19 protein-coding genes are annotated in these 20,783 nt (G+C 45.5%); 17 read left to right on the top strand and 2 right to left on the bottom strand.

From position 1 onward, the window contains the following. Nucleotides 1-22: 22 nt before the first annotated feature. Nucleotides 23-1,150 (top strand): tripeptidase T, encoded by a 1,128-nt coding sequence (locus NSQ66_RS20965; RefSeq protein WP_036676047.1) that lies wholly within the window; start codon nt 23-25, stop codon nt 1,148-1,150. A gap of 1,185 nt (nt 1,151-2,335) precedes the next feature. Here the strand turns inward: NSQ66_RS20965 and NSQ66_RS20960 are convergent. After that, nucleotides 2,336-2,509, bottom strand: a complete 174-nt coding sequence (locus tag NSQ66_RS20960) for a hypothetical protein (protein WP_155288161.1) — start codon at nt 2,507-2,509, stop codon at nt 2,336-2,338. 77 nt (nt 2,510-2,586) lie between these two features. On the opposite strand from NSQ66_RS20960, the gene NSQ66_RS20955 reads away from it, so the two are divergent. From NSQ66_RS20955 to NSQ66_RS20915, 9 genes are all read left to right on the top strand, one after another. Continuing rightward, a complete protein-coding gene (locus NSQ66_RS20955) occupies nt 2,587-3,159 on the top strand; it encodes an NUDIX hydrolase (RefSeq protein WP_036676048.1) in 573 nt (190 codons plus the stop codon). Further along, complete coding sequence (locus tag NSQ66_RS20950; RefSeq protein WP_036676049.1) at nt 3,150-4,349, top strand: endonuclease Q family protein; 1,200 nt, start codon at nt 3,150-3,152, stop codon at nt 4,347-4,349. The genes NSQ66_RS20955 and NSQ66_RS20950 overlap by 10 nt, the downstream gene beginning before the upstream one ends. Nucleotides 4,350-4,431: 82 nt before the next feature. Further along, nucleotides 4,432-5,082: a stage II sporulation protein M gene (gene spoIIM / locus NSQ66_RS20945; RefSeq protein ID WP_036676050.1), complete on the top strand. Its 651-nt coding sequence runs from the start codon at nt 4,432-4,434 to the stop codon at nt 5,080-5,082. A gap of 90 nt (nt 5,083-5,172) precedes the next feature. Beyond that, nucleotides 5,173-5,637, top strand: coding sequence for a Fur family transcriptional regulator (locus NSQ66_RS20940; RefSeq protein WP_036676051.1), 465 nt, complete (start codon nt 5,173-5,175; stop codon nt 5,635-5,637). A 162-nt stretch (nt 5,638-5,799) separates the two neighbouring features. Beyond that, nucleotides 5,800-6,033, top strand: a complete 234-nt coding sequence (locus NSQ66_RS20935; protein ID WP_036676052.1) for a DUF4227 family protein — start codon at nt 5,800-5,802, stop codon at nt 6,031-6,033. 159 nt (nt 6,034-6,192) lie between these two features. Continuing rightward, nucleotides 6,193-7,086, top strand: coding sequence for a site-specific tyrosine recombinase XerD (gene xerD / locus NSQ66_RS20930; RefSeq protein WP_036676053.1), 894 nt, complete (start codon nt 6,193-6,195; stop codon nt 7,084-7,086). A gap of 242 nt (nt 7,087-7,328) precedes the next feature. Continuing rightward, nucleotides 7,329-8,507 carry a phosphopentomutase gene (deoB, locus tag NSQ66_RS20925; RefSeq protein WP_036676054.1) on the top strand — a complete coding sequence of 393 codons (1,179 nt, stop codon included), beginning with the start codon at nt 7,329-7,331 and terminating at the stop codon, nt 8,505-8,507. Nucleotides 8,508-8,556: 49 nt separating this feature from the next. After that, nucleotides 8,557-9,375: a purine-nucleoside phosphorylase gene (locus NSQ66_RS20920; RefSeq protein ID WP_036676055.1), complete on the top strand. Its 819-nt coding sequence runs from the start codon at nt 8,557-8,559 to the stop codon at nt 9,373-9,375. A gap of 161 nt (nt 9,376-9,536) precedes the next feature. Next, nucleotides 9,537-10,868 carry a pyrimidine-nucleoside phosphorylase gene (locus tag NSQ66_RS20915; protein ID WP_036676056.1) on the top strand — a complete coding sequence of 444 codons (1,332 nt, stop codon included), beginning with the start codon at nt 9,537-9,539 and terminating at the stop codon, nt 10,866-10,868. A 109-nt stretch (nt 10,869-10,977) separates the two neighbouring features. On the opposite strand, the gene NSQ66_RS20910 is transcribed toward NSQ66_RS20915, so the two are convergent. Then, nucleotides 10,978-11,991, bottom strand: coding sequence for a serine hydrolase (locus NSQ66_RS20910; RefSeq protein ID WP_051490898.1), 1,014 nt, complete (start codon nt 11,989-11,991; stop codon nt 10,978-10,980). A 373-nt stretch (nt 11,992-12,364) separates the two neighbouring features. Between NSQ66_RS20910 and NSQ66_RS20905 the strand changes: the two genes are divergently transcribed. From NSQ66_RS20905 to NSQ66_RS20875, 7 genes are all read left to right on the top strand, one after another. Then, nucleotides 12,365-13,501, top strand: a complete 1,137-nt coding sequence (locus NSQ66_RS20905) for a D-alanyl-D-alanine carboxypeptidase family protein (RefSeq protein ID WP_235219379.1) — start codon at nt 12,365-12,367, stop codon at nt 13,499-13,501. 175 nt (nt 13,502-13,676) lie between these two features. Further along, nucleotides 13,677-14,030, top strand: coding sequence for an anti-sigma F factor antagonist (gene spoIIAA / locus NSQ66_RS20900; RefSeq protein ID WP_036676057.1), 354 nt, complete (start codon nt 13,677-13,679; stop codon nt 14,028-14,030). Next, entirely contained in the window at nt 14,027-14,482 is a 456-nt protein-coding gene (spoIIAB, locus tag NSQ66_RS20895) for an anti-sigma F factor (protein ID WP_036676058.1), read from the top strand. Before spoIIAA ends, spoIIAB begins: the two co-directional genes overlap by 4 nt. Nucleotides 14,483-14,493: 11 nt before the next feature. Then, complete coding sequence (gene sigF / locus NSQ66_RS20890) at nt 14,494-15,249, top strand: RNA polymerase sporulation sigma factor SigF (protein ID WP_036676059.1); 756 nt, start codon at nt 14,494-14,496, stop codon at nt 15,247-15,249. Between the two features lie 96 nt (nt 15,250-15,345). Then, entirely contained in the window at nt 15,346-18,276 is a 2,931-nt protein-coding gene (locus NSQ66_RS20885; protein WP_076141332.1) for a PAS domain S-box protein, read from the top strand. 37 nt (nt 18,277-18,313) lie between these two features. Beyond that, nucleotides 18,314-18,976 carry a response regulator transcription factor gene (locus NSQ66_RS20880; RefSeq protein WP_076104408.1) on the top strand — a complete coding sequence of 221 codons (663 nt, stop codon included), beginning with the start codon at nt 18,314-18,316 and terminating at the stop codon, nt 18,974-18,976. A gap of 208 nt (nt 18,977-19,184) precedes the next feature. Next, the gene (locus NSQ66_RS20875; protein ID WP_038572471.1) at nt 19,185-20,783 is read left to right on the top strand and encodes a methyl-accepting chemotaxis protein; all 1,599 of its coding nucleotides are present in this window, start codon (nt 19,185-19,187) and stop codon (nt 20,781-20,783) included.

Raw genomic sequence — 20,783 nt, 5'->3', positions numbered from 1 at the left:
TCACGAAAGAGAGGGAAGTCCAGTGATTTCACAAGACCGATTGATTCAGGAGTTTATGGAACTTGTCCAAGTTGATAGTGAAACAAGAAATGAACGGCAGATCGCCGATGTCCTTAAGAGTAAGTTTAACGCACTGGGTTTAGAAGTGCTCGAAGACGATTCCCAGGAAAGAACCGGACATGGAGCAGGCAATCTATTCATTACCTGGCCAGCTGAGAATGGAGGAGCTGCTCCAAAGCTTCTGTTCACTTGCCATATGGATACGGTTGTTCCCGGACAAAATATCAAGCCTACACTTGGTTCAGATGGATGGATTACAAGTGATGGCACTACAATTCTTGGAGCTGATGACAAAGCAGGGCTTGCTGCGTTGTTCGAAGCCATTCGTGTTATCCAAGAGCAAAAGCTTCCGCATGGTCAGATTCAATTCGTGATTACAGCGGGTGAAGAATCTGGATTGCTGGGCGCACGTTCGATGGATCCAAGTAACTTGGATGCTGACTTCGGCTTTGCACTTGATTCCAATGGTGAAGTTGGAGCGATTGCGGTGGCAGCACCGACACAGGCTAAAATCACGATGCAAATCTTTGGGAAATCGGCTCATGCTGGCGTGAACCCTGAGGACGGCATCAGCGCAATTCAAGTCGCTAGCAAAGCGATTGCAGCCATGAAGCTGGGTCGTATTGATAATGAAACCACAGCGAATATTGGAAAGTTCGCTGGCGGCGGCCCAACGAATGTAGTGTGTGATCACGTTCAGTTGGATGCAGAAGCACGCAGTATTGTGCAGGAGAAGGTTGGCGATCAAATCGCTTCGATGCGCGAAGCGCTCGAGACAACTGTGCGGGAATACGGCGCAGAATGCGAATTCCGCAGTGAAATCATCTACCCTGCTTTTAGCTTTAATGAGCATGATGCAGTAGTGCAGCTTGCACAGCGGGCCATTACTTCTATGGGGCTTACTCCACGTCTGTTCCACTCTGGTGGAGGTAGTGACGCTAATGTATTCAACGGTCTAGATGTTCCGACTGTTAACCTTGCAGTGGGTTATGAACATATCCATACTACCAAGGAACGGATTAAAGCCGAAGATATCGTTAAAGTGGCTGAACTCGTTGTGAATATTGTAAAAGAGAGCGCAAAGGGCTAATCGCCTTATAAAACAGCAGAGCAGCGATCCTACCGTAACGGAGGATTGCTGCTCTGCATTTTTTTATGGGGAGTATAGTGTAGCAATATCAAGGTAAATCCAAAAAAAGTCATGCGACCTCTAACGCCGCTTTTGGCGAGTCTCGAAGTAGAAATTTTCGGAATGCTCCGATGAAGTCTTCATGCCAGTAGCGACACTGGGGTCCATAGGCATATCCATGTGCAGAGAGCGATAGCGTCAAGTCACCACCCTCTCTTGAGGCTAAAGGACCCAGATGACGCTATAAGCAAAATTATCGCCATTTGAGCAGAATTTCGGACACCAGTGCAGCTATTCCTTAGGAAGAGGAGCATATAGTGTGTTTTTCATGCTGATAGCGGCAATGGAGTCCGATAGCATAGCAAAAGGGGAAAAGGTGTGTTTAAGGGCAGCTGTGTCCGATAGCGTCAAGTCCGTCCCCTCTCTTGAGGCTAAAGGACCCAGATGACGCTATAAGTAATATTATCGCCATTTGAGCAGAGTTTCGGACACCAGCGCAGCTAATCCTTATAAAGAGGAGTATATAGTGTGTTTTTTGTGCTGATAGCTGCACTGGGGTCCGATAGCATCGCAAAAGGGCGAGAAAGGTGTGTTTAAGGTCAACTGAGTCCGATAGCACGAGTCACATCACATAGTGCCGAGACACATCACACAGCAACGAGTCACATTCGATAGCACCGAGACACAACAGATAGCGTCAAGTCCGCCCCCTCTCTTGAGACTAAAGGACCCAGATGACGCTATAAGCAATATTATCGCCATTTGAGCAGAATTTCGGACACCAGTGCAGCTATTCCTTAGGAAGAGGAACATATAGTGTGTTTTTCATGCTGATAGCGGCAATGGGGTCCGACAGCATAGCAAGTGGGGAAAACGTGTGTTTAAGGTCAACTGAGTCCGATAGCGTACAAAGATAGGCGCAATAGCGATCTAATCAAACAAGTTGTGCTAGATATCAACATCGTAAGCGCGATAGTCGCTTAATCAAACAACTTGTGCCCAATACCAGCATCGTAAGCACAAAAGTCCCTCTAATCGGGGAGGACGCAAAAAGACTGGGGTGCCCCAGCAGCCATTTCATGGCTTTTGAGACACCCCTATAGTTGTGTGAACATGTATGGCTAAGTCCCAAAGGAGAGGATGAATTCATCCTGCCTTGGACGGAAGGATTGTAGATTGATCGTGCAGGGAAAGAATGTATGCCAGGGGCATATCGCGCCCATACTGCTGGATCCATCCAGCCAAGATGGCCTTTATTTCCTCCGGCTTACCTACCATCATAACTGCGGATGAGCTTGTACGGCTGAAGATTTCGTTCATCTGAAATTCCTTCTTTCCCTTTAAGTTTGCTATAATACACCGTATGCACAATAGAGAAAAAGGAGACCAGAAACTTTATGGGAGAACAACATTTGCACAGCAAACCCGAGCTTGATGAAGTGACATTGTCTACACAGCCTGTTTTTGATGGGAAGATTATATCTTTGCAGGTGGACACAGTGAGACTGCCTGATGGAAATACTGCGACACGTGAAGTTGTGAAGCATCCTGGCGCCGTAGCGGTGCTTGCTTTAAACAACAACAAAATGCTTGTTGTAGAGCAATACCGTCAGCCCATGCAACGCACTGAGGTAGAAATTCCGGCTGGGAAGCTGGATAAAGGTGAAGATCCATTAGTTGCGGCTGGTCGTGAACTTCAGGAAGAGACTGGATTTCACAGTGGAGATCTGAAATTGCTTAAATCCTTCTATACTTCTCCCGGCTTCGCCGATGAGATTATTCATTTGTATGTGACTACTAACGCTCAACCAGGGGATATGTCACTGGACGAGGACGAATTCCTAGAGGTTTCGGAGCTTACCTTGGAGGAAGCGTATCAATATATGGCTGACGGGCGCATCGCGGATGCAAAAACGATGATGGCAGTGTACGCTTGGCATCTATACACGCTGACAGGCCAATGGAATTAACAACTGAACTGAAGAGTTTCTATTGCGATTTGCATGTTCATATTGGACGAACGTCGGAAGGTCAGGCTGTCAAAATTAGCGGCAGCCGCGAGCTTACCTTTGCGGGCATTGCCAAAGAAGCTGCAGAGCGCAAGGGACTAGAAATGATCGGTATTATAGACAGTCATTCACCTGGCGTACTGCGGGATATTCAGCGCTCTTTGGAATCTGGAGAGATGACGTTAGCTGAAGGTGGAGGGATTGCTTACCGAGGGACTACGATCATTCTGGGGACAGAGATTGAAATCCGCGAGCCTGGGCGAAAAGAGTGCCATGTGCTCGCTTACATGCCGGACGTGGAACGCATGACCGACTTTAGTGCGTGGATGAGCCGCTATATGCGGAATGTGAATCTAAGTTCCCAGCGCCTGTATGCTCCGGCTAGGGAGCTTCAGGATGAGATTTACGGGCGGGGAGGCATTCTTATCCCTGCACATATTTTTACGCCTCACAAGGGCTTGTACGGCTGTGCAGCCGAGCGTATGGCGGACATCTTTGATCTGGGACGCATAGCTGCGGTTGAACTTGGGCTGAGTGCAGATTCCGAAATGGCTGGATATCTCTCTGAACTGGATGATTTCACGTTTCTAACCAACTCAGATGCGCATTCACTGGGTAAGTTAGGGCGTGAGTATAATGTGATGGAGCTGGCACGGCCTTCGTTCGCTGAACTGCGGCTTGCACTGGAACGTAAAAATGGGCGGAAGGTAAGTGCTAATTTCGGACTTAATCCGCGGCTTGGCAAATACCACCGGAGCTATTGCGGGGGCTGCGGCAGTATTATTGATGAGGCTTATGTCAACGCGGATCGTTGCCAATATTGCGGCAGTCTTAAGCTGGTTAGAGGTGTCTTCGACCGGATCCTAGATATTGCTGACCGCAAGACGCCGTTAGTGCCTGCTGACCGTCCACCCTATCATTATCAGGTTCCGCTTGAATTTATCCCGGGGTTAGGGAAGGCGAAGATGAACGCGTTACTGCAAGCATTTGGAACTGAGATGAACATTTTACATGGTTGTGGTGAAGCGGAAATTGCCAGCGTTGTAGGTGCGGATCTGGCGTCGATGATCGTCCAGGCCCGCTCTGGCATTTTGGAGCTATCAGCAGGCGGTGGCGGGACGTACGGTAAAGTGGTACAGCCCAGAAAGTAGAGTCATTACCTAAAGGACAAGTCATATCGCGGGACGTTTTCTCATATGGTGTAACATGTAACCGGAAAGGGGAACGTCCCAAATGCGTAATTTACGGCTGATGATGAAGGAACAGACGCCTCTGTATATTTTTGTCGGCGTATTATTTCTGGTAGGTGTTGTATTTGGAGCTCTTATCGTTAGTGCGCTTACGATGGATCAGCAGCAGGAGCTGGGGGATTATCTGGGGAATTTCTTTGTTACGGTTGATCAGCAAGGTCTGCCAGCCGCACCTGATTCGTACTGGAGTATAGCAGCCTTGAATCTGAAATGGATCGGACTGATCTGGATTCTTGGGTTGTCGGTCATTGGGCTGCCGGGAATTTTGATTCTTGATTTTTTAAAAGGGGTACTGATCGGTTTTACGGTTGGCTGTTTGGTCAGTCAATATTCTTGGCATGGGATGTTGTTCGCGTTAGTTTCTGTGGCTCCACATAATCTGGTGCTGATCCCTGTGCTGCTGGTTAGCAGTGCAGCTGCGATAGCTTTTTCCTTGCAGATGATCCGCAGCCGGGTGATGGGACAACGCCGGACGCCAGTGACTCGTCCTTTTACCATGTACACTATATTGTCATTTGTGATGGCGCTTTTGATCCTGGGTATTTCATGTTTTGAGACCTGGGTTACACCAACCATGATGCGTTGGGTCACGCCTTCACTTGTACAAGCGGTGACGACCTTGACTGTGCAGTAAAAGCGTTTGACTTCTGAAAGCGACACCCCCTATAATGGAAGAAGTGGTTTGAAGACCGGTGCGGTAATTATCCAAGGGGGAGGGAGACAGGTGGAAGCACGGATAGACAAGATTAAGCAACAGTTACAATCCCAAGGATACAAGCTTACACCCCAACGGGAAGCGACCTTAAGAGTGCTGCTGGAGAATGAGGAAGATCATCTTAGCGCGGAAGACGTATTTATGCTCGTGAAGGAGAAAGCTCCCGAGATCGGTCTTGCGACTGTGTATCGTACCCTCGAACTTCTCAGTGAGCTACATGTCGTAGAAAAGATCAATTTCGGCGACGGTGTAGCCCGGTATGATTTGCGAACAGATACTGCGAAGCATCATCATCATCACTTAATTTGTGTGCAATGCGGCAGTATGGATGAGATTCGCGAGGATTGGCTCGGTCCGCTGGAAGAGCGACTGGAGAAAGAGTTTAATTTCACAGTGCTTGATCATAGACTTGATTTCCATGGGATTTGCTACCGCTGTACTGATAAGAACAATACAGACGGAAATCCATCCTAAGTTATCTTATATTAAGAATTAACTTCACAAGTCCTCCCCGGTTCCTATACCGGAGGGGGCTTTTTAAATGATTAGTCTATTAGAGCCATACATATCAGCCTTTTTTGGAGCATAAAATGAAGGACGAGCAGAATTCATTTATATGTAATAGGAGGCGTCCTTATGATTGTTTCTGTGCCCAAAACAGTGCGCAAGCTGTATTTTATGATCATGTTTGTGGCTCTAAGCTATTTACTCTACTATGCTATGAGCTGGCTAGGGGAATGGCTTAGTCCGATAGAGAACTATGGAATTCCTGAAGGCACTGCTGTTCGGGCATTTGATCACGCCGAGGTTGGTGATGATGGTCTGGATGCAAGGCAGCGCTTACGTTTCTATTACTGGTTCGGAGAATGAAAGCTCCGCAGGAAGCAGGAACAAGCGAGAAGAATGTCGAAGAAAGCTAGGGTGGATTTATGCAGAGTAAGAGTTGTGTACACATCTGCTGAAGCCTCATGCTGAATGTGCTGCAGGAAGACACTAAGAGTAGCTGCGCCAGGACAGGAGCGTGAAATAATGAAGTCACACTTGCAGCCTTTTTTACATTATTTGTCCGGAGATAAAGGCTTGTCCCCGAATACACTGGAATCTTACGGTAGGGATGTATCGCAGTTTCTAGAGTTTGCTGAAGAGCGGGGGGCTGAACAGCCTGAAGAAATCCGAAGATCTCATGTGATGTTATATCTTGGCTCCTTACGCGGAGCGGGAAGAGCCACTGCAACGCTCAACAGAAACGCGGTGTCCCTGCGGGCCTTTTTTCATTATTTGTTGAAGGAACGTTTAATTGAGCAGGATCCAACACTGGACATGGAAACCATGAAGCCTGATAAGAAGCCGCCTATGGTGCTTGCGGTTTCGGAGGTTGAGCGGCTGCTGGCTGCTCCAGATGTGAGTACAGCACAAGGGATGCGCGATAAGGCAATGCTGGAATTGCTCTACGCAACGGGAATAAAGGTTTCTGAATTGATTTCTCTTAACGTAGACGATGTGCATACGGACATGAAGTTTGCGCGCTGTACAGGGACTTCGGGCAAGGAACGAGTGGTTCCCATTGGAACCATTGCTGCTGAGAGTGTAGCAGCTTACACTTCTCTTATGCGGGACAAGCTGCTTCGTGATCATCAGGAGGAGCCGGCCATGTTCCTGAATAGCCTAGGTGGGCGATTAACCCGCCAGGGGTTCTGGAAAATCATAAAAAAATACGCACGGGAAGCAAACATTGAGCAGGATATTACACCGCATACGCTTAGGCATTCCTTCGCCGCCCATTTACTGGAAGGTGGAGCAGATTTGCGTTCCGTACAACAAATGCTGGGTCATGCTGATATTTCGACGACTCAGATTTATAACGGTATCGCCCGTAAGAATATGAAGGAAGTATATGAGAGCCATCATCCCAGAGCTCGCTGATCATGCTTCAAAGATGCTTTTTGTGAGTAAGATAGTTATGATGGAATCATACTTATAGGATAGACTGGGGAATGGGTAATTTTCCACAGGTTATCCTTTGGCAGAAACGGATACCTGACAGGCGATACATTGTATCGCTAGCTACGGAAGCATCTGACTTCCGGGAGAAGGTACAGCCGTTTCTTCTTGTTGGTGCAAACGAATGAACTAACGATCTATATTAAAAAAGGAGTGAAGACAATATGTCCTCATTTAAACGAATTGGTTTTATTGTTCTGGATAGTGTAGGTATCGGAGAAGCTCCAGATGCTGCGAATTTTGGTGATGCGGGTTCACATACGCTTGGTCATATTTTGAACCGTGTTCCCGGATTGAAACTCCCTAACCTACAGCAGTTAGGATTAGCTAATATTGCTCCGCTGCCGCCGCTTGAACCTGTAGCTTCACCAACAGGATATTATGGCAAGATGCAGGAAGTATCTGTCGGTAAGGATACGATGACCGGGCACTGGGAGCTGATGGGGCTGAAGATCGAGGTTCCATTCAATACGTATCCGGATGGATTTCCGGCAGAATTGATTGAAAAATTCGAAGCAGCAACTGGCCGGAAAGTGATCGGTAATAAACCAGCTTCCGGTACGGAAATTCTAGTTGAATATGGCGAAGAGCAGATGAAGACCGGAGCTTGGATTGTGTACACCTCTGCGGACAGTGTATTCCAGCTTGCGGCACATGAAGATATCATTCCACTGGAAGAGCTATACAGCGCATGTAAAATCGCCCGTGAGCTAACTATGGCTCCAGAATTCTCCGTAGGGCGTGTTATTGCTCGTCCATATGTTGGCGAACCAGGAAAGTTCGTACGGACCTCAAATCGCCATGATTATGCCGTGAAACCACCGGAACCAACGGTAATGAACGCGCTAGCTGATATCGGAAAAGATGTTATCGCGGTAGGAAAGATCAACGATATTTTCACAGGTGAAGGGGTTACAGCTTCTTACCCTACGAAGAGCAATGAACATGGTATCGAAGTCACCATTGAGCAACTTCGCCAACCGTTCAATGGCTTGCTGTTCACGAATCTGGTGGATTTTGACTCTTTATATGGACACCGTCGCGATCCGGAAGGATATGGTCATGCACTGGAAGTATTCGATCAGGCGCTGCCTGAAATTCTATCCACGCTTGGTGAAGATGACCTGTTGATTATTTCAGCAGATCATGGGAATGATCCAATCCATAGCGGAACAGATCATACTCGTGAATATGTGCCACTGCTTATTTACAGCCCACGCCTTAAGCATCCAGATAGCTTAGGTATTCGTGAGACCTTCTCGGATGTTGCCGCAACCATTGCTGATAATTTCGGTGCGAAGGCGCCGCAGTATGGGACAAGCTTTTTAGCGAAACTGCAATAAAAGGATGTGGGTTGCGCCACAACATTCATTAAGGAGGATCATCCATAGCATGTTAACTCAAAAAGAAATTCAAGAAGCAGCCATTTATATAAAAGACAAATGTCCGGTGGCTCCGGAAATTGGATTGATCCTTGGTTCAGGACTCGGTGTGCTGGCAGACCTGATCACCGATGGAATCAGCATTCCATATGATGAGATTCCTCACTTCCCTGTGTCCACTGTAGAAGGGCATGAGGGAGAACTGCTGATCGGTATGATTGAAGGACGCCGTGTCGTGATGATGAAGGGCCGCTTTCATATGTATGAGGGATATGGACCGGAGGTAACGGCATTCCCTGTTCGGGTTATGAAAGAACTTGGTATAGCCAGCCTATTAGTAACTAATGCTGCTGGTGGAGTGAACACAGATTTCACGCCAGGCGATCTTATGCTCCTTACGGATCATCTTAATATGACGGGGCGGAACCCGTTAATAGGACCTAATGATCCTGCACTGGGCGTGCGCTTCCCGGATATGTCAACCGCTTATAGTCGCCGCCTAATCAAGGTAGCGAAGGAAACGGCAGCGCAGCAGAATTTCGAATTCAAAGAAGGCGTATATGCAGGTCTGCTGGGACCTTGCTACGAAACACCTGCTGAAATCGTAATGCTTCGTCATCTAGGGGCTGACGCTGTGGGCATGTCTACTGTGTCGGAAACCATTGTTGCCCGTCATGCAGGTATCGAGGTATTGGGTATCTCCTGTATTACTAACATGGCTGCGGGAATTCTGGATCAACCTCTCAACCATGAAGAGGTTATGGAAACTGCAGACCGTGTGCGTGAGCGTTTCCTGAAGCTAGTGTTGGGCTTTATTCCGAAAATGTAATTTCGGGTACTGCATTTTGAATTTTTGGGAGGTCCAATCTATGACACAAGTGAATGAACTTGAGCCATTGACGTTTGAACAGATAATGAAGGTAACTAATTTGACTAGACCAAAATTTATCGGACTTGCTCGCGCAATTGTCCGTGAAGTGCAGGTGTAATATGAGAGCTGTCGATATTATTCAGAAAAAAAGAGATGGCGGAGAGCTGAGTCGTGAGGAAATTTCCTTTCTAATTCAGGGCTACAGTAAAGGTGAAGTGCCTGATTATCAGCTCTCTGCTTGGGCAATGGCTGTTTATTTTCAAGGCATGAACGCGCGGGAAACCGGCGATCTAACGATGGAAATGGCGATGTCCGGCGATCAAGTAGATCTTAGCCCAATCGCAGGTATTAAAGTCGATAAACACTCCACAGGTGGAGTGGGCGATAAAACAACTGTAGTATTGGCACCCTTGGTAGCTTCTGCTGGAGTACCGGTAGCGAAGATGTCCGGTCGTGGACTTGGGCACACTGGAGGCACGCTCGATAAGCTGGAGTCAATCAGTGGTTTCTCTATCGAGATGGCTCGTGAGCGTTTCTTTGACCAAGTAGGGGAGATCGGGGCTGCCGTGATCGGTCAGTCGGGCAACATTACACCCGCAGACAAAAAGCTGTATGCCCTTCGGGATGTAACTGCAACAGTTGAATCCATCCCCCTTATTGCAAGCTCTGTGATGAGCAAGAAGATTGCAGCAGGTGCGGATGCGATCGTGTTGGATGTCAAAACAGGCAGCGGTGCTTTTATGAAGACGCTGGATGATTCTATAGCACTCGCTCAGGCGATGGTTGACATTGGAACGCATCTGGGTCGCAATACCGTTGCGATCATCAGTGATATGGACCAGCCGCTTGGTTACGGGATCGGAAATGCGTTGGAAATTAAGGAAGGAATCGAGACCTTGAAGGGTCATGGTCCGAAGGATCTACAGGAGGTCTGTCTTATTCTGGGCAGCCAGATGCTTGTTCTTGGCGGCAAAGCCAAGGATGAAGCGGAGGCACGTTCGATTCTTATGACGCATATTGAAGATGGCAGTGCGCTAGAGAAGTTCAAACAAATCGTGAAGGCACAAGGTGGAGATGTATCGCAAATTGATTCTCCGGAGAAGCTCCCTACTGCTAAGCGATTCATTGAAGTGAAAGCGAAAACGAAGGGGTTCATAGAAGGTATTCAGGCCGAGGAAATTGGCGTTGCGGCTATGCTGCTTGGAGCTGGACGTGAAACTAAGGAATCTGTAATCGATCTGGCTGTGGGGATTCAACTCTCCAAAAAGGTTGGAGATGCTGTAGAGATCGGCGAGACGCTTGCAGTCTTGCATATCAACGATGCCAGTGAGAAGAAAGTTGAGGAAGCTGAAGGTAAGGTGTTAGAAGCCTACCGTATCACTTCTGAACCTGTTCCTGCCCAACCTTTGGTATTTGCACTTGTTACTAAAGATGGGGTAACACGGTACTAGTCAAGGTAATATAATTATTGTCATGGCTAAGGCCGAAAATAGACAGTAAGCAGCGATCCTCCCATAACGGGAAGATCGCTGCTTTGCGTTTTGTTCAATGGGTACATATTTATAACTGGTTATTGATCTTATTGAAAATCTGCGAAGCCCCGCTGCTTGTATTACATAATACGACCACAGTCTCGCCACTAGCTGGATAGATAGCCGACCGGAAGGAAACACCGGGATCATAGCCCATAATATGAAATTTGAACACTTTTTCTTCGCGGAGGGTAATCCATACACCATAACCATAATAGCCTTCGCCATCCACATGTACATGGGGAGTAAGCAATAATGAAGTGAGTACTGGACTCAATAATGTATGGTTCATTAACCCGCTCCAGAATAGCTGCATGTCGGGGGCAGTGACAAAAGCTCCACCGTCAGCGCCTCCTTTTACCGGGATTGAATAGATGTTGGTTCTCCAGTTCCCGTTCTCTTCCTCTATGTATCCTAGTGCACAGTTGGCAGGTAAGGCATCTAACGTAAAGTAACCGGATTGCTCCATTCCGCAAGGCTTAAAGATGTGATGCTCTATATAATCGGAAAAAGACATTTCACTCAGTTCCTCCACCAGAAGGCCTAGCAAGATATAGCCGGCATTGTTGTAGTGGAAACGTTCGCCAGGGGTCCACATCATGGGAAGGGTTCGGAACATCGGCACAAAATCCTCAAGCTGTCGCAAGGTGTACATAGGCCGTGCCTTCCACAGGTCCTCGAAATCATCCATAATTGTTTCATCAAAATAATCCGGAATACCAGAGCTATGCGTAAGTAGCTGATGAATGGTGATGTCAGGACTAAAGAGAGGGAACTCTACCTTTTTAAGATAATCTATTAGTCTACTTTCAAAAGAAATCAATCCCTGATCGACCAGCTGGCAGACAGCAATCGCGGTAAATATTTTACATCCGGAAGCAATGCCGAACCGGGTATGAATATTGTTTTCGCGCTTATCCGACTTATTGGCATAACCGTAACAGCTGCTGCTGACTTCTTTATCATGTTGTTGTACCAGCACTACACCAGAGAAATTGTTCTGTGTAGCTTCTGCTTCAATACAATCTGCAAGGTGGTTCATCTGTATATTCACTCCTCTATAAGCAGTTAAGTTCTTAAATAGCATTCGTTAAAATCTTCCATTTTCCTTTAAAGTGGATCAAATGAATACGAAAAAATTGGAAATACTTAAAATTTGAAATAATTTTTGATCTCCCCTATAATAAAAATGCTCTGCAACTACTGCTGGGCTTTTTTTAATTGACAACAACATTACTTCTTGGGATAAATTATTATAGTTATTTACTTAGAAATGGAATAATTTCCACCCTTTCTGACGAAACTGGAACACAGTACCTGTGATATGAAGGTTAACGTTCAGGAGGGGAACCATTGTGAGAAAAATGCGTTTTGCTGTGCTTGTGCTCTGTATCGTTGTGTCGGTTCTAGGACCGATGTCAGGTGCTTATGCTGAGGAAAAAAGCAAGGATTCTGGCAGTAATGCTGCTGCTGTAGATCTTGCGCCTGGTGCGCGTTCTGCGATTTTGATGGATGCAGGCACCGGCACTATTATTTATGAAAAGAACAGCCATGATAAGCTGCCTCCCGCAAGTATTACGAAGATTATGACGATGCTGCTTACGGTGGAAGCACTGGATGAAGGAAGACTGCAACTGACGGATAAGGTGCGCACGAGTGAATATGCCGCATCGATGGGCGGATCGCAAATTTTCCTGGAGCCTGGTGAAGAAATGTCGGTGGATGAGATGCTCAAAGGCATCGCTATGGCCTCCGGTAATGATGCATCTGTGGCGATGGCAGAGAAAATAGCGGGTTCGGAGAGCGCTTTTGTCGATCTGATGAATAAAAGAGCGGAAGAGCTGGGTCTGAAAGATACCCACTTTGCCAATTGCAACGGTCTTCCAGCTGCTAATCACTATTCCTCAGCCTACGATATTGCGGTAATTAGCCGGGAGCTTTTAAAGCATGATAGAATTATCAAATATACCGGTTCCTATCAGGATTATCTGCGTAAGGATTCCACCAAACCATTCTGGTTGGTAAACACGAACAAGCTTGTACGTTTCTATACAGGCGCTGATGGACTGAAAACAGGATATACCGCTGAAGCAAAATTCTGCTTATCCGCTACGGCTGCAAGAGACGGTCTGCGTGCTGTTGCTGTTGTGCTGGGTGAGCCGAACACGAAGACACGTAACAGTGAAGTGTCGGGCATGTTTGACTATCTCTTTTCGCAATATAAGATCCACACTATTCACAAAGAAGGGGACGCTATTGGTACCCTTAAGATTGAGAAGGGTGTGAAGTCCGAGCTGCCGATTACGGCGAAAGAGACGTATAGTGTTCTTTTGAAAAAAGGTGTGACGCAAGAAGGCATTCGTCACGAACTAGTACTTCCAGAAAGCGTGAAGGCACCAGTGGCTGAAGGCCAGTCCATAGGCAAGCTGGTTGTCTACCAAGGAACCCAAGTGATTAAAGAGTATGAACTTAAAGCAGGGGAAGCTGTGGCAAAAGCAGGCTGGTGGAAGCTCTTTAAACGTACAACAGGCTCGATGTTCGGCATGGATTAAAAAGAGCTTTTTTGTAGATTGCGCCCATGTGCTTTGTAGATTCATAGGGGTTTTCTTCTAGTTTTGTCGTGAGGCAGGATTCCTGATTTGCCACGTAGAAACCTTGTCCTTGAAGAGAATGGGTACTGTCTCTTAAGGCCAAGTTTTCAAAGCAACGAAGAGGAGAGTGGCAAGCATGAATTCTAATGTGGAAATGGAGCATCACAGGGGTGTGCTGATTGTCCGTTTATCTGGGGAACTCGATCATCATGCCGCCGATTTTGTAAGAATGGATATGGATGAAGCGATTATGCGGGGTCAGGTATCGCATTTGATCCTTAGTCTTAAGCATCTGCAGTTTATGGACAGTTCGGGTCTCGGCGTAATTCTGGGAAGGTATAAACTGATCCATAGTAAAGGCGGCAAAATGGTGGTGTGTGATGCAACGGCACCTGTGAAGCGACTTCTGGAAATGTCAGGCCTGTTCAAGATCATGCCCCTATATGACGACGAGAGCACTGCACTCTCGGATTTGGAGGTTGCGTTATGACAAATGGTAAGGCTGGTAACTTCATGAACGTGCAGTTCGCTGCACTCTCGGAGAACGAATCATTCGCGCGTGTAGTTGTAGCGGCGTTCGTTTCTAGGCTTGATCCTACAATGGACGAGCTGAATGATCTGAAGACAGTCGTGTCGGAGGCGGTCACCAATTGTATTATTCATGGGTATGATAGTGATCCGGAAGGTATTGTGACTATTTCAGCTTCGCTGGACAACGAAACGGTACATTTAACCATTGAGGATCAGGGACGGGGCATTGAGGATTTGGAGCTGGCACAACAGCCGCTATATACCTCAAAGCCAGAGCTGGAGCGGTCGGGCATGGGCTTTACCATTATGGAGAATTTCATGGATGAATTTGAAGTCACTAGTGAACCGGGACACGGCACTTCGATCTCAATGAAGAAAACCATCGTTTCGAAAAAAGCTTTATACAATTAGGGGTTGGAGCCATGGATGCAGAGTCAAAAAAAGCTCCGCCGACCTATTTGGACGATGCGGAGGTCAAACGTCTTATCGCGCTCAGTCAGGCCGGAGATAATCTTGCCCGTGACACACTAGTTAGCTGCAATATCCGGTTGGTCTGGTCGGTAGTGCAGCGGTTTATGAACCGCGGGTATGAACCTGACGATTTGTTCCAGATCGGTTGCATCGGGCTCTTGAAGTCCGTTGATAAGTTCGACCTCAGCTATGAGGTCAAATTCTCCACTTATGCCGTGCCGATGATCATTGGCGAGATTCAGCGTTTCCTTCGCGACGATGGAACCTTGAAAGTTAGCCGTTCTCTTAAGGAGATGGCTAATAAGGTCCGCAAGATGAAGGATGAAATGTCTAAGACGCTGGACCGTCTGCCTACCATCGGTGAAGTTGCTGAGGCACTGGGAGTTACCCCTGAAGAAGTGGTATTTGCTCAGGAAGCTAACAAGCCACCGACCTCGATTCATGAGACTGTGTTCGAGAATGATGGCGACCCGATCACACTGATTGATCAAATCGCTGACGAATCACAGGAACGCTGGTTTGATAAGCTGGCACTGAATGAGGCTATCGGAGGTCTCAGCGAGCGTGAACGGCTGATTGTTTATCTTCGATATTACCGTGACCAAACGCAGTCAGAGGTTGCTAGTCGCCTTGGGATTTCTCAAGTGCAGGTATCCCGGCTGGAGAAGAAAATATTGCAGAATATCCGCGAGCAGATTGCTCAGTAGATAATGGCTAAAATGTAAAGACGCTTGCGAAATAGCGAATAGGAAGAAAAAGCCGCCCCGAAAAGGGGGGGCTTTTTATGTGGAGGGAATCTCAATATGCATTCACTTGGCGACAAGGATATGACCTCATGGTCTATTGACATGGAAGCAAATTTGCTGACAATGTCGAATGTTTTGGAGAATTGGGTGGACTGTTCAGATCATGCTTTACCGCATAACCCCAATTTTTTACGTGAATATGTGTACGGTGAGGATCTTGAACGGTTTGATGCGTATATAGATAAATTATACTCTGGTCACCTATGTAATCTTGAGTATCGTATGCAGTTACCTGCAAAAGCGCTGAAGTGGGTTCAAAGTATAGGCACGCCCATTTTTAATCAAGAGCATAAGGTTTGTAGAATAGATGGCGTAATCATAGATATCACGGAACAAAAAAATGCTCAAGCCCAGTTAGAGAGTAGCTTTTCTCTGTATCAGCAGATGTTTGCTACGATCGATGTGGCGATTTGGTCTTACGATTACGTATCACGGAAAATGTTATTCATATCGGATGCCATTTTCAATATCACGGGATATTCACCAGAACAGGCGAAGGAAGATGACTTTTGGCTAAGAATTGCTCCTAAAGAAGAGCGGCCTTTAATTCAAGAGATTATAACTACAGTGGGGCAAGGAATAAGCAATCTTAGTGAATATCGGATCATCCATGCCAGCGGTGAACTCCGATGGGTCCAAGTCAGGATCATTCCCAGTATGGATGAGACAGGGGCAGTGGTACGGCTCAATGGGATCTTAATCGACCATACGGAAAAAAAGCAGATGCAAGAGGTTCTATTAAAAAGCGAGCAGCGCTACAAATCCCTGTTTGACCATAACCCAGATATCGTGTGTGAATTGGATCTGCAGGGCAGCATTGTAGCTATCAATCCAGCGGCAGATCAAATTACTGGAGAAGCTTTTAATAGATTCGGAGAAAACTTATCCATTGTGAATTTATTTGGTGCAGAGAATTCGCATATGATGTCTGATTATTTTGAGAAAACGGTTGGCGGAGTTCTGCAGCATTACACGGTTACTTCTGTCCGCGAGAATGGATTAGTTAACCATTGGTCGATGAAAAACATCCCTGTACATGAAAACAATCAAATTGTGGGTACCTTTGTTATCGCAAGAGATATCACTGCATCTGTGGAGGTGGAAAAGCGGCTGGCTCAGCGGGAGGCGGAGTACAGGCTTATTACAGAGAATATGGAGGATATGATTGGGGTTCTGGATCAGCAAGGGAACTTCATTATTGCTTCGTCCTCTTGTGAGAAAATTATTGGTCTTCCTGTTGGTTCAATAAAGAACACAACCATTTTGGAGTATATTCATCCTGATGAACAAGAAGTGTTGCGGGAACAGATCTTGGATATTTTTCGGACAAAAGTATGTAAGATGTTTTACAATCGGTTTATTCACATCAAAGGTCACATTATAGATCTGGAATGCTTGGGTACACCTGTTCTTGGTGAGGATGGAGAAGTAGTTAGTATTGTGATTGTAGCGAGAGACATTACAAAAAGGGTCCAGATGGAGAGTGAACTTAGAGAAAGCGAGGAACTCAATCGGCTGCTTATTGATATGTCACCTGAAGCGGTAGTACTCCATAGTGAATATAAATTTCTTTATGTGAATTTTTCCTGTTTAGGATTGTTTGGAGTTTGCAGTGAGGATCAATTGATTGGCACCTCTATTTTTAATTGGGCCCACCCAGAATATATAACGCTGGCTAGAGATCGGATGCGTGAAATCTATTATGGACCCAATCGGATATTAGCTCCTATTGAACAAAAGGTCGTGCGGTCAGATGGATCTATTATCGATGTAGAAGTAACAGCTAGCTCAATTCTATATAAGGGTAAGGTTGCATGTATCTCTATCTTTAGGGATATCAGTGATCGGAAAAAAATTGAGGTGGAAAGACAGCTTACAGAGCAGATCATTCGGAACAGCGAGGAAAGGTATTTCAACTTACAGATGAGTCTTGATCAATTCTCGCAAGATTTGTTTGGTGCGATGAAGATCAGTCACATGGAACAACGATTACTAAAAGAAGTTAGAGAAGTCTTGCGGGTTACCAATATTTGTATGGTTGAAGTTGAAGATAACCATGATAAAATATGCGAGATTATTGAGACCGAGCGGGGCTATTCACTTAAGATCGGAGAGTTCCGAAGAAAAAGCTATATTCTATCCATTAATGAGAAGTCTATTTTATTAGAAATAAGTTCTGTTCGAGTGTGGCTGAAGACGATTACCCGTTATGTTAGTGTGTTATTTGATAATTTTTTGCTCATAGAAGATCTAACTAAGGACCTTGAGTTAGCGGCTTCCGAGCAAGCTCCGACATGGTTACTACGCTTTATGTTTAATTTATCCGAGAATGAACGCAAACGGCTTGCTCAAGATTTACATGATTCAGCACTTCAAGAACAGATCATCTGGTATCGTAAGCTTGATAATTTTTTAAGTGATAAATCCGTTACGGGGGAACTAAAGGAGCAGTTAGAACAGATCACAGAAGGTTTACTCGATGTTATCTATGAACTGCGGATTATCTGCAATGAGCTTAGGCCACCAGCATTAATCAATGAGGGGCTTGCTTCCTCACTTGAGACATTGTTTGAATTTGCTCAGTTGCGGAACGACTATCAGATATATTTTGAGTCAAACGCTTTCAGGCATAAGTTAAAAGACGAGATTCTAATAGGTCTGTACCGTATTGTGCAGGAACTTTTGGCTAATGCAGCTAAACATTCCTGTGCCACAGAAGTACGTATCTCCTTAGCTAGTGAAGGGCAACAGGTGCTTTTGGATTATGAAGATAACGGAATTGGAATGAGCCTTTTAGGAGAGGATTCTATTAAGAGTATGGGGATTTATGGGATGAAAGAAAGGGTTCGCAGTATGGATGGGACCATACGATTTCTTTCGCCAGAGAATAAGGGATTAGCTGTCTTTATATCCATACCTGCAGATTAATCATGGGGCATAATAAGGGGATAGGGGTGTATTAGGCATGATTCAAATTTTGTTAGTGGACGACCATCCCTCTGTCATGGAAGGGACTAAGATGATACTGGAACAAGAGGGAGATATGGAGGTTACCCTAGCCAATTCAGCCCATGAGGCGCTTAACATGGTGGGTAGCCATACGTTTGACGTAATGTTATTTGATCTTCATATCGCTGATGGAAATGGGATTGATTTGGCGAAGGAAGTCTTAAATATAAGCGCAGATGCGATTATATTAATCTACACCGGATACGAAATTACTAACAAATTTAACTTGATGATCGAATCGGGTTTGTTTGGATTTATTTCAAAAACGACCAATAGAGAGCAGTTGGTTGCAGCAGTGCGTTGTGCTTTAAGGGGAGATGTCATTTTGCCTCATGCCCTAGTTAAACAGTTAAGAAAAGTATCACCTAAAGGAATGGAGATTAATGTTGACCAAGCAAATCCGAAGATCAGTAAAAAAGAGCATGAAATGCTGACAGAGATTGCAAAAGGAAAAAGCAACAAAGAAATAGCAGAGATTGTACTTATGAGTCAACGATCGCTGGAATACAGTTTAACGAGTCTGTTCCAGAAGCTAAATGTGAAATCGAGAATTGAAGCGGCAATAAAAGCTAAACGACTGGGCATATTGAAGGAGTCCGATTTCAACAATTCACTATGAAAATTCGTAACAAACAAATAGATCAAAATCCCGTTCACGGTTCTGTGAGGCGGGATTTTTTGGTCTGCGCTTTTTTTGCGGGATGACGCAATATTTTTGCGTGGTCGCGCTATTTTTTTTCGGTTACCTTAATCTGCTTACCGTATATGATGAAATAGTTCCTAAGAATTACTAAAAAATGACTAACGCCAATGAGGGGCTGAGGAAAATGAAGTGGTTTTATAATTTAAGAACAGCAGTGAAGTTAATCTCCGCATTTCTGTTAGTATCCGCAATATTGTGCTTTGTAGGATTCTATGGAATTACGAATTTGAGTAAGATGGACCGCTCTATCGTGGACATGTATGAAAACCGCTTAACACCTATAGCTTATCTGGGAGAAGCGAATGAACTATTTTTAACAAATAGAATCAATATCCGTGATATAAACACGATGGCTAAAACAGTGGCAGAAAAGAAAGAATACGAAGATAAAATACATAAAAACGTTCAAAGTATTGAAGAGATCATGGGAAAATATAGCAAGACTGCGTTGAGAGCTGAAGAATTAGCCATAATGAAGGATTATCCTGAGATCTGGAAACGGTATATCACAAGCCTGGATGAGGCTATTGAATTGAATAATACAAATATTAGTAATGAGAAATATACAAATTTTTTGCTTGTAAGTGATTTGCAAACAGCTACAACAGAGCTGACTGACTTTCTGCAAAATTTAATAGACATCAATATGAAGCAGGCTCAAGGTTCGATTGTTAATGCCAATGACCTTTATCAGTCCTCTCGTTTGATTACGTTTAGCGTTACTATTGTTGCGCTGCTCATCAGTATTGGTCTGGGTCTTCTAATATCGCAGATCATAGCACGGCCTCTAAATCAAGTAATGCGCCTGCTAGGTAAAGTGGCTAATGGTGATTTAAGCGAAACGTCGAATCTGGAATCTAAGGACGAGATTGGAATGCTAGCTTATTCTGTTAATGAAATGGTTCTGAACCTAAGACGAACTGTGAGCGGCATTTCTTCTTCTGCGGAAAGTGTCTCAGCTGCTGCACAGCAAATCTCAGCAAGTACAGAGGAAGTAGCTAGTGGAAGTATGAGTCAAGCTAGTGCAGCGCAAACGATGAATGAGTTGTTCCGAGAATTATCTGCGGCGATTAATTCAGTAGCCCAGAGTGCTGAACAGGCCTCTGAGCTTTCAGATCAAACGATGCGTATCGCTCAAGATGGAGGGATCGTGGTTAAGAACTCCGTACAAGGAATGGCAGTACTGGATACTCAAATGTCTAGACTTGCGGAAGATTCTGATAAGATTGGTGAGATTATTGCGGTGATTGAAGATATTGCCCAACAGACAAATCTGCTAGCCCTGAACGCAGCGATAGAAGCGGCCCGCGCAGGTGAACAAGGTCGAGGTTTTGCCGTTGTTGCGAATGAAGTAAGAAAGTTAGCTGAGCGGAGCAGTGGGGCTACGAAACAAATCACGGGCATTATCAAAGAAATGCAGAAGAATACGCAGCATAGTGTAAATGCCGTAGTAGAAGGAGTAGCTTTTTCACAAAAAAATGGAGAAGCCTTTGAACATATCCTTACGATGGTGAACGATACCGCTCATAAAGTAACAGAAATTGCGGCTGCCAGTGAAGAACAGGCTGCACAATCGTCTGAGGTGATGTTCTCAATTGAGAGCATATCCGCCGCAACTGAAGAAATGGCGGCAAGCAGCAGTGAAACGGCAACGACGGCCAATGCTTTGGCTCAGCTAGCAGAAGAGTTAAATAGTCTGGTATCAATTTTTAAAGTTAAATAA

The organism is Paenibacillus sp. FSL H3-0329 (assembly GCF_037963285.1).
Taxonomy (GTDB): domain Bacteria; phylum Bacillota; class Bacilli; order Paenibacillales; family Paenibacillaceae; genus Paenibacillus_AQ; species Paenibacillus_AQ odorifer.
This window is presented reverse-complemented; position numbering and strand designations above follow the sequence as displayed.

What these genes read in the sequence shown, in the direction of transcription:
- NSQ66_RS20960 (WP_155288161.1), bottom strand. Translation starts at nt 2,509, where the DNA reads ATGAACGAAATCTTCAGCCGTACAAGCTCATCCGCAGTTATGATGGTA.
- NSQ66_RS20955 (WP_036676048.1), top strand. Translation starts at nt 2,587, where the DNA reads ATGGGAGAACAACATTTGCACAGCAAACCCGAGCTTGATGAAGTGACA.
- NSQ66_RS20950 (WP_036676049.1), top strand. Translation starts at nt 3,150, where the DNA reads ATGGAATTAACAACTGAACTGAAGAGTTTCTATTGCGATTTGCATGTT.
- spoIIM (WP_036676050.1), top strand. Translation starts at nt 4,432, where the DNA reads ATGCGTAATTTACGGCTGATGATGAAGGAACAGACGCCTCTGTATATT.
- NSQ66_RS20935 (WP_036676052.1), top strand. Translation starts at nt 5,800, where the DNA reads ATGATTGTTTCTGTGCCCAAAACAGTGCGCAAGCTGTATTTTATGATC.
- xerD (WP_036676053.1), top strand. Translation starts at nt 6,193, where the DNA reads ATGAAGTCACACTTGCAGCCTTTTTTACATTATTTGTCCGGAGATAAA.
- deoB (WP_036676054.1), top strand. Translation starts at nt 7,329, where the DNA reads ATGTCCTCATTTAAACGAATTGGTTTTATTGTTCTGGATAGTGTAGGT.
- NSQ66_RS20920 (WP_036676055.1), top strand. Translation starts at nt 8,557, where the DNA reads ATGTTAACTCAAAAAGAAATTCAAGAAGCAGCCATTTATATAAAAGAC.
- NSQ66_RS20915 (WP_036676056.1), top strand. Translation starts at nt 9,537, where the DNA reads ATGAGAGCTGTCGATATTATTCAGAAAAAAAGAGATGGCGGAGAGCTG.
- NSQ66_RS20910 (WP_051490898.1), bottom strand. Translation starts at nt 11,991, where the DNA reads ATGAACCACCTTGCAGATTGTATTGAAGCAGAAGCTACACAGAACAAT.
- NSQ66_RS20905 (WP_235219379.1), top strand. Translation starts at nt 12,365, where the DNA reads ATGTCAGGTGCTTATGCTGAGGAAAAAAGCAAGGATTCTGGCAGTAAT.
- spoIIAA (WP_036676057.1), top strand. Translation starts at nt 13,677, where the DNA reads ATGAATTCTAATGTGGAAATGGAGCATCACAGGGGTGTGCTGATTGTC.
- spoIIAB (WP_036676058.1), top strand. Translation starts at nt 14,027, where the DNA reads ATGACAAATGGTAAGGCTGGTAACTTCATGAACGTGCAGTTCGCTGCA.
- sigF (WP_036676059.1), top strand. Translation starts at nt 14,494, where the DNA reads ATGGATGCAGAGTCAAAAAAAGCTCCGCCGACCTATTTGGACGATGCG.
- NSQ66_RS20885 (WP_076141332.1), top strand. Translation starts at nt 15,346, where the DNA reads ATGCATTCACTTGGCGACAAGGATATGACCTCATGGTCTATTGACATG.
- NSQ66_RS20880 (WP_076104408.1), top strand. Translation starts at nt 18,314, where the DNA reads ATGATTCAAATTTTGTTAGTGGACGACCATCCCTCTGTCATGGAAGGG.
- NSQ66_RS20875 (WP_038572471.1), top strand. Translation starts at nt 19,185, where the DNA reads ATGAAGTGGTTTTATAATTTAAGAACAGCAGTGAAGTTAATCTCCGCA.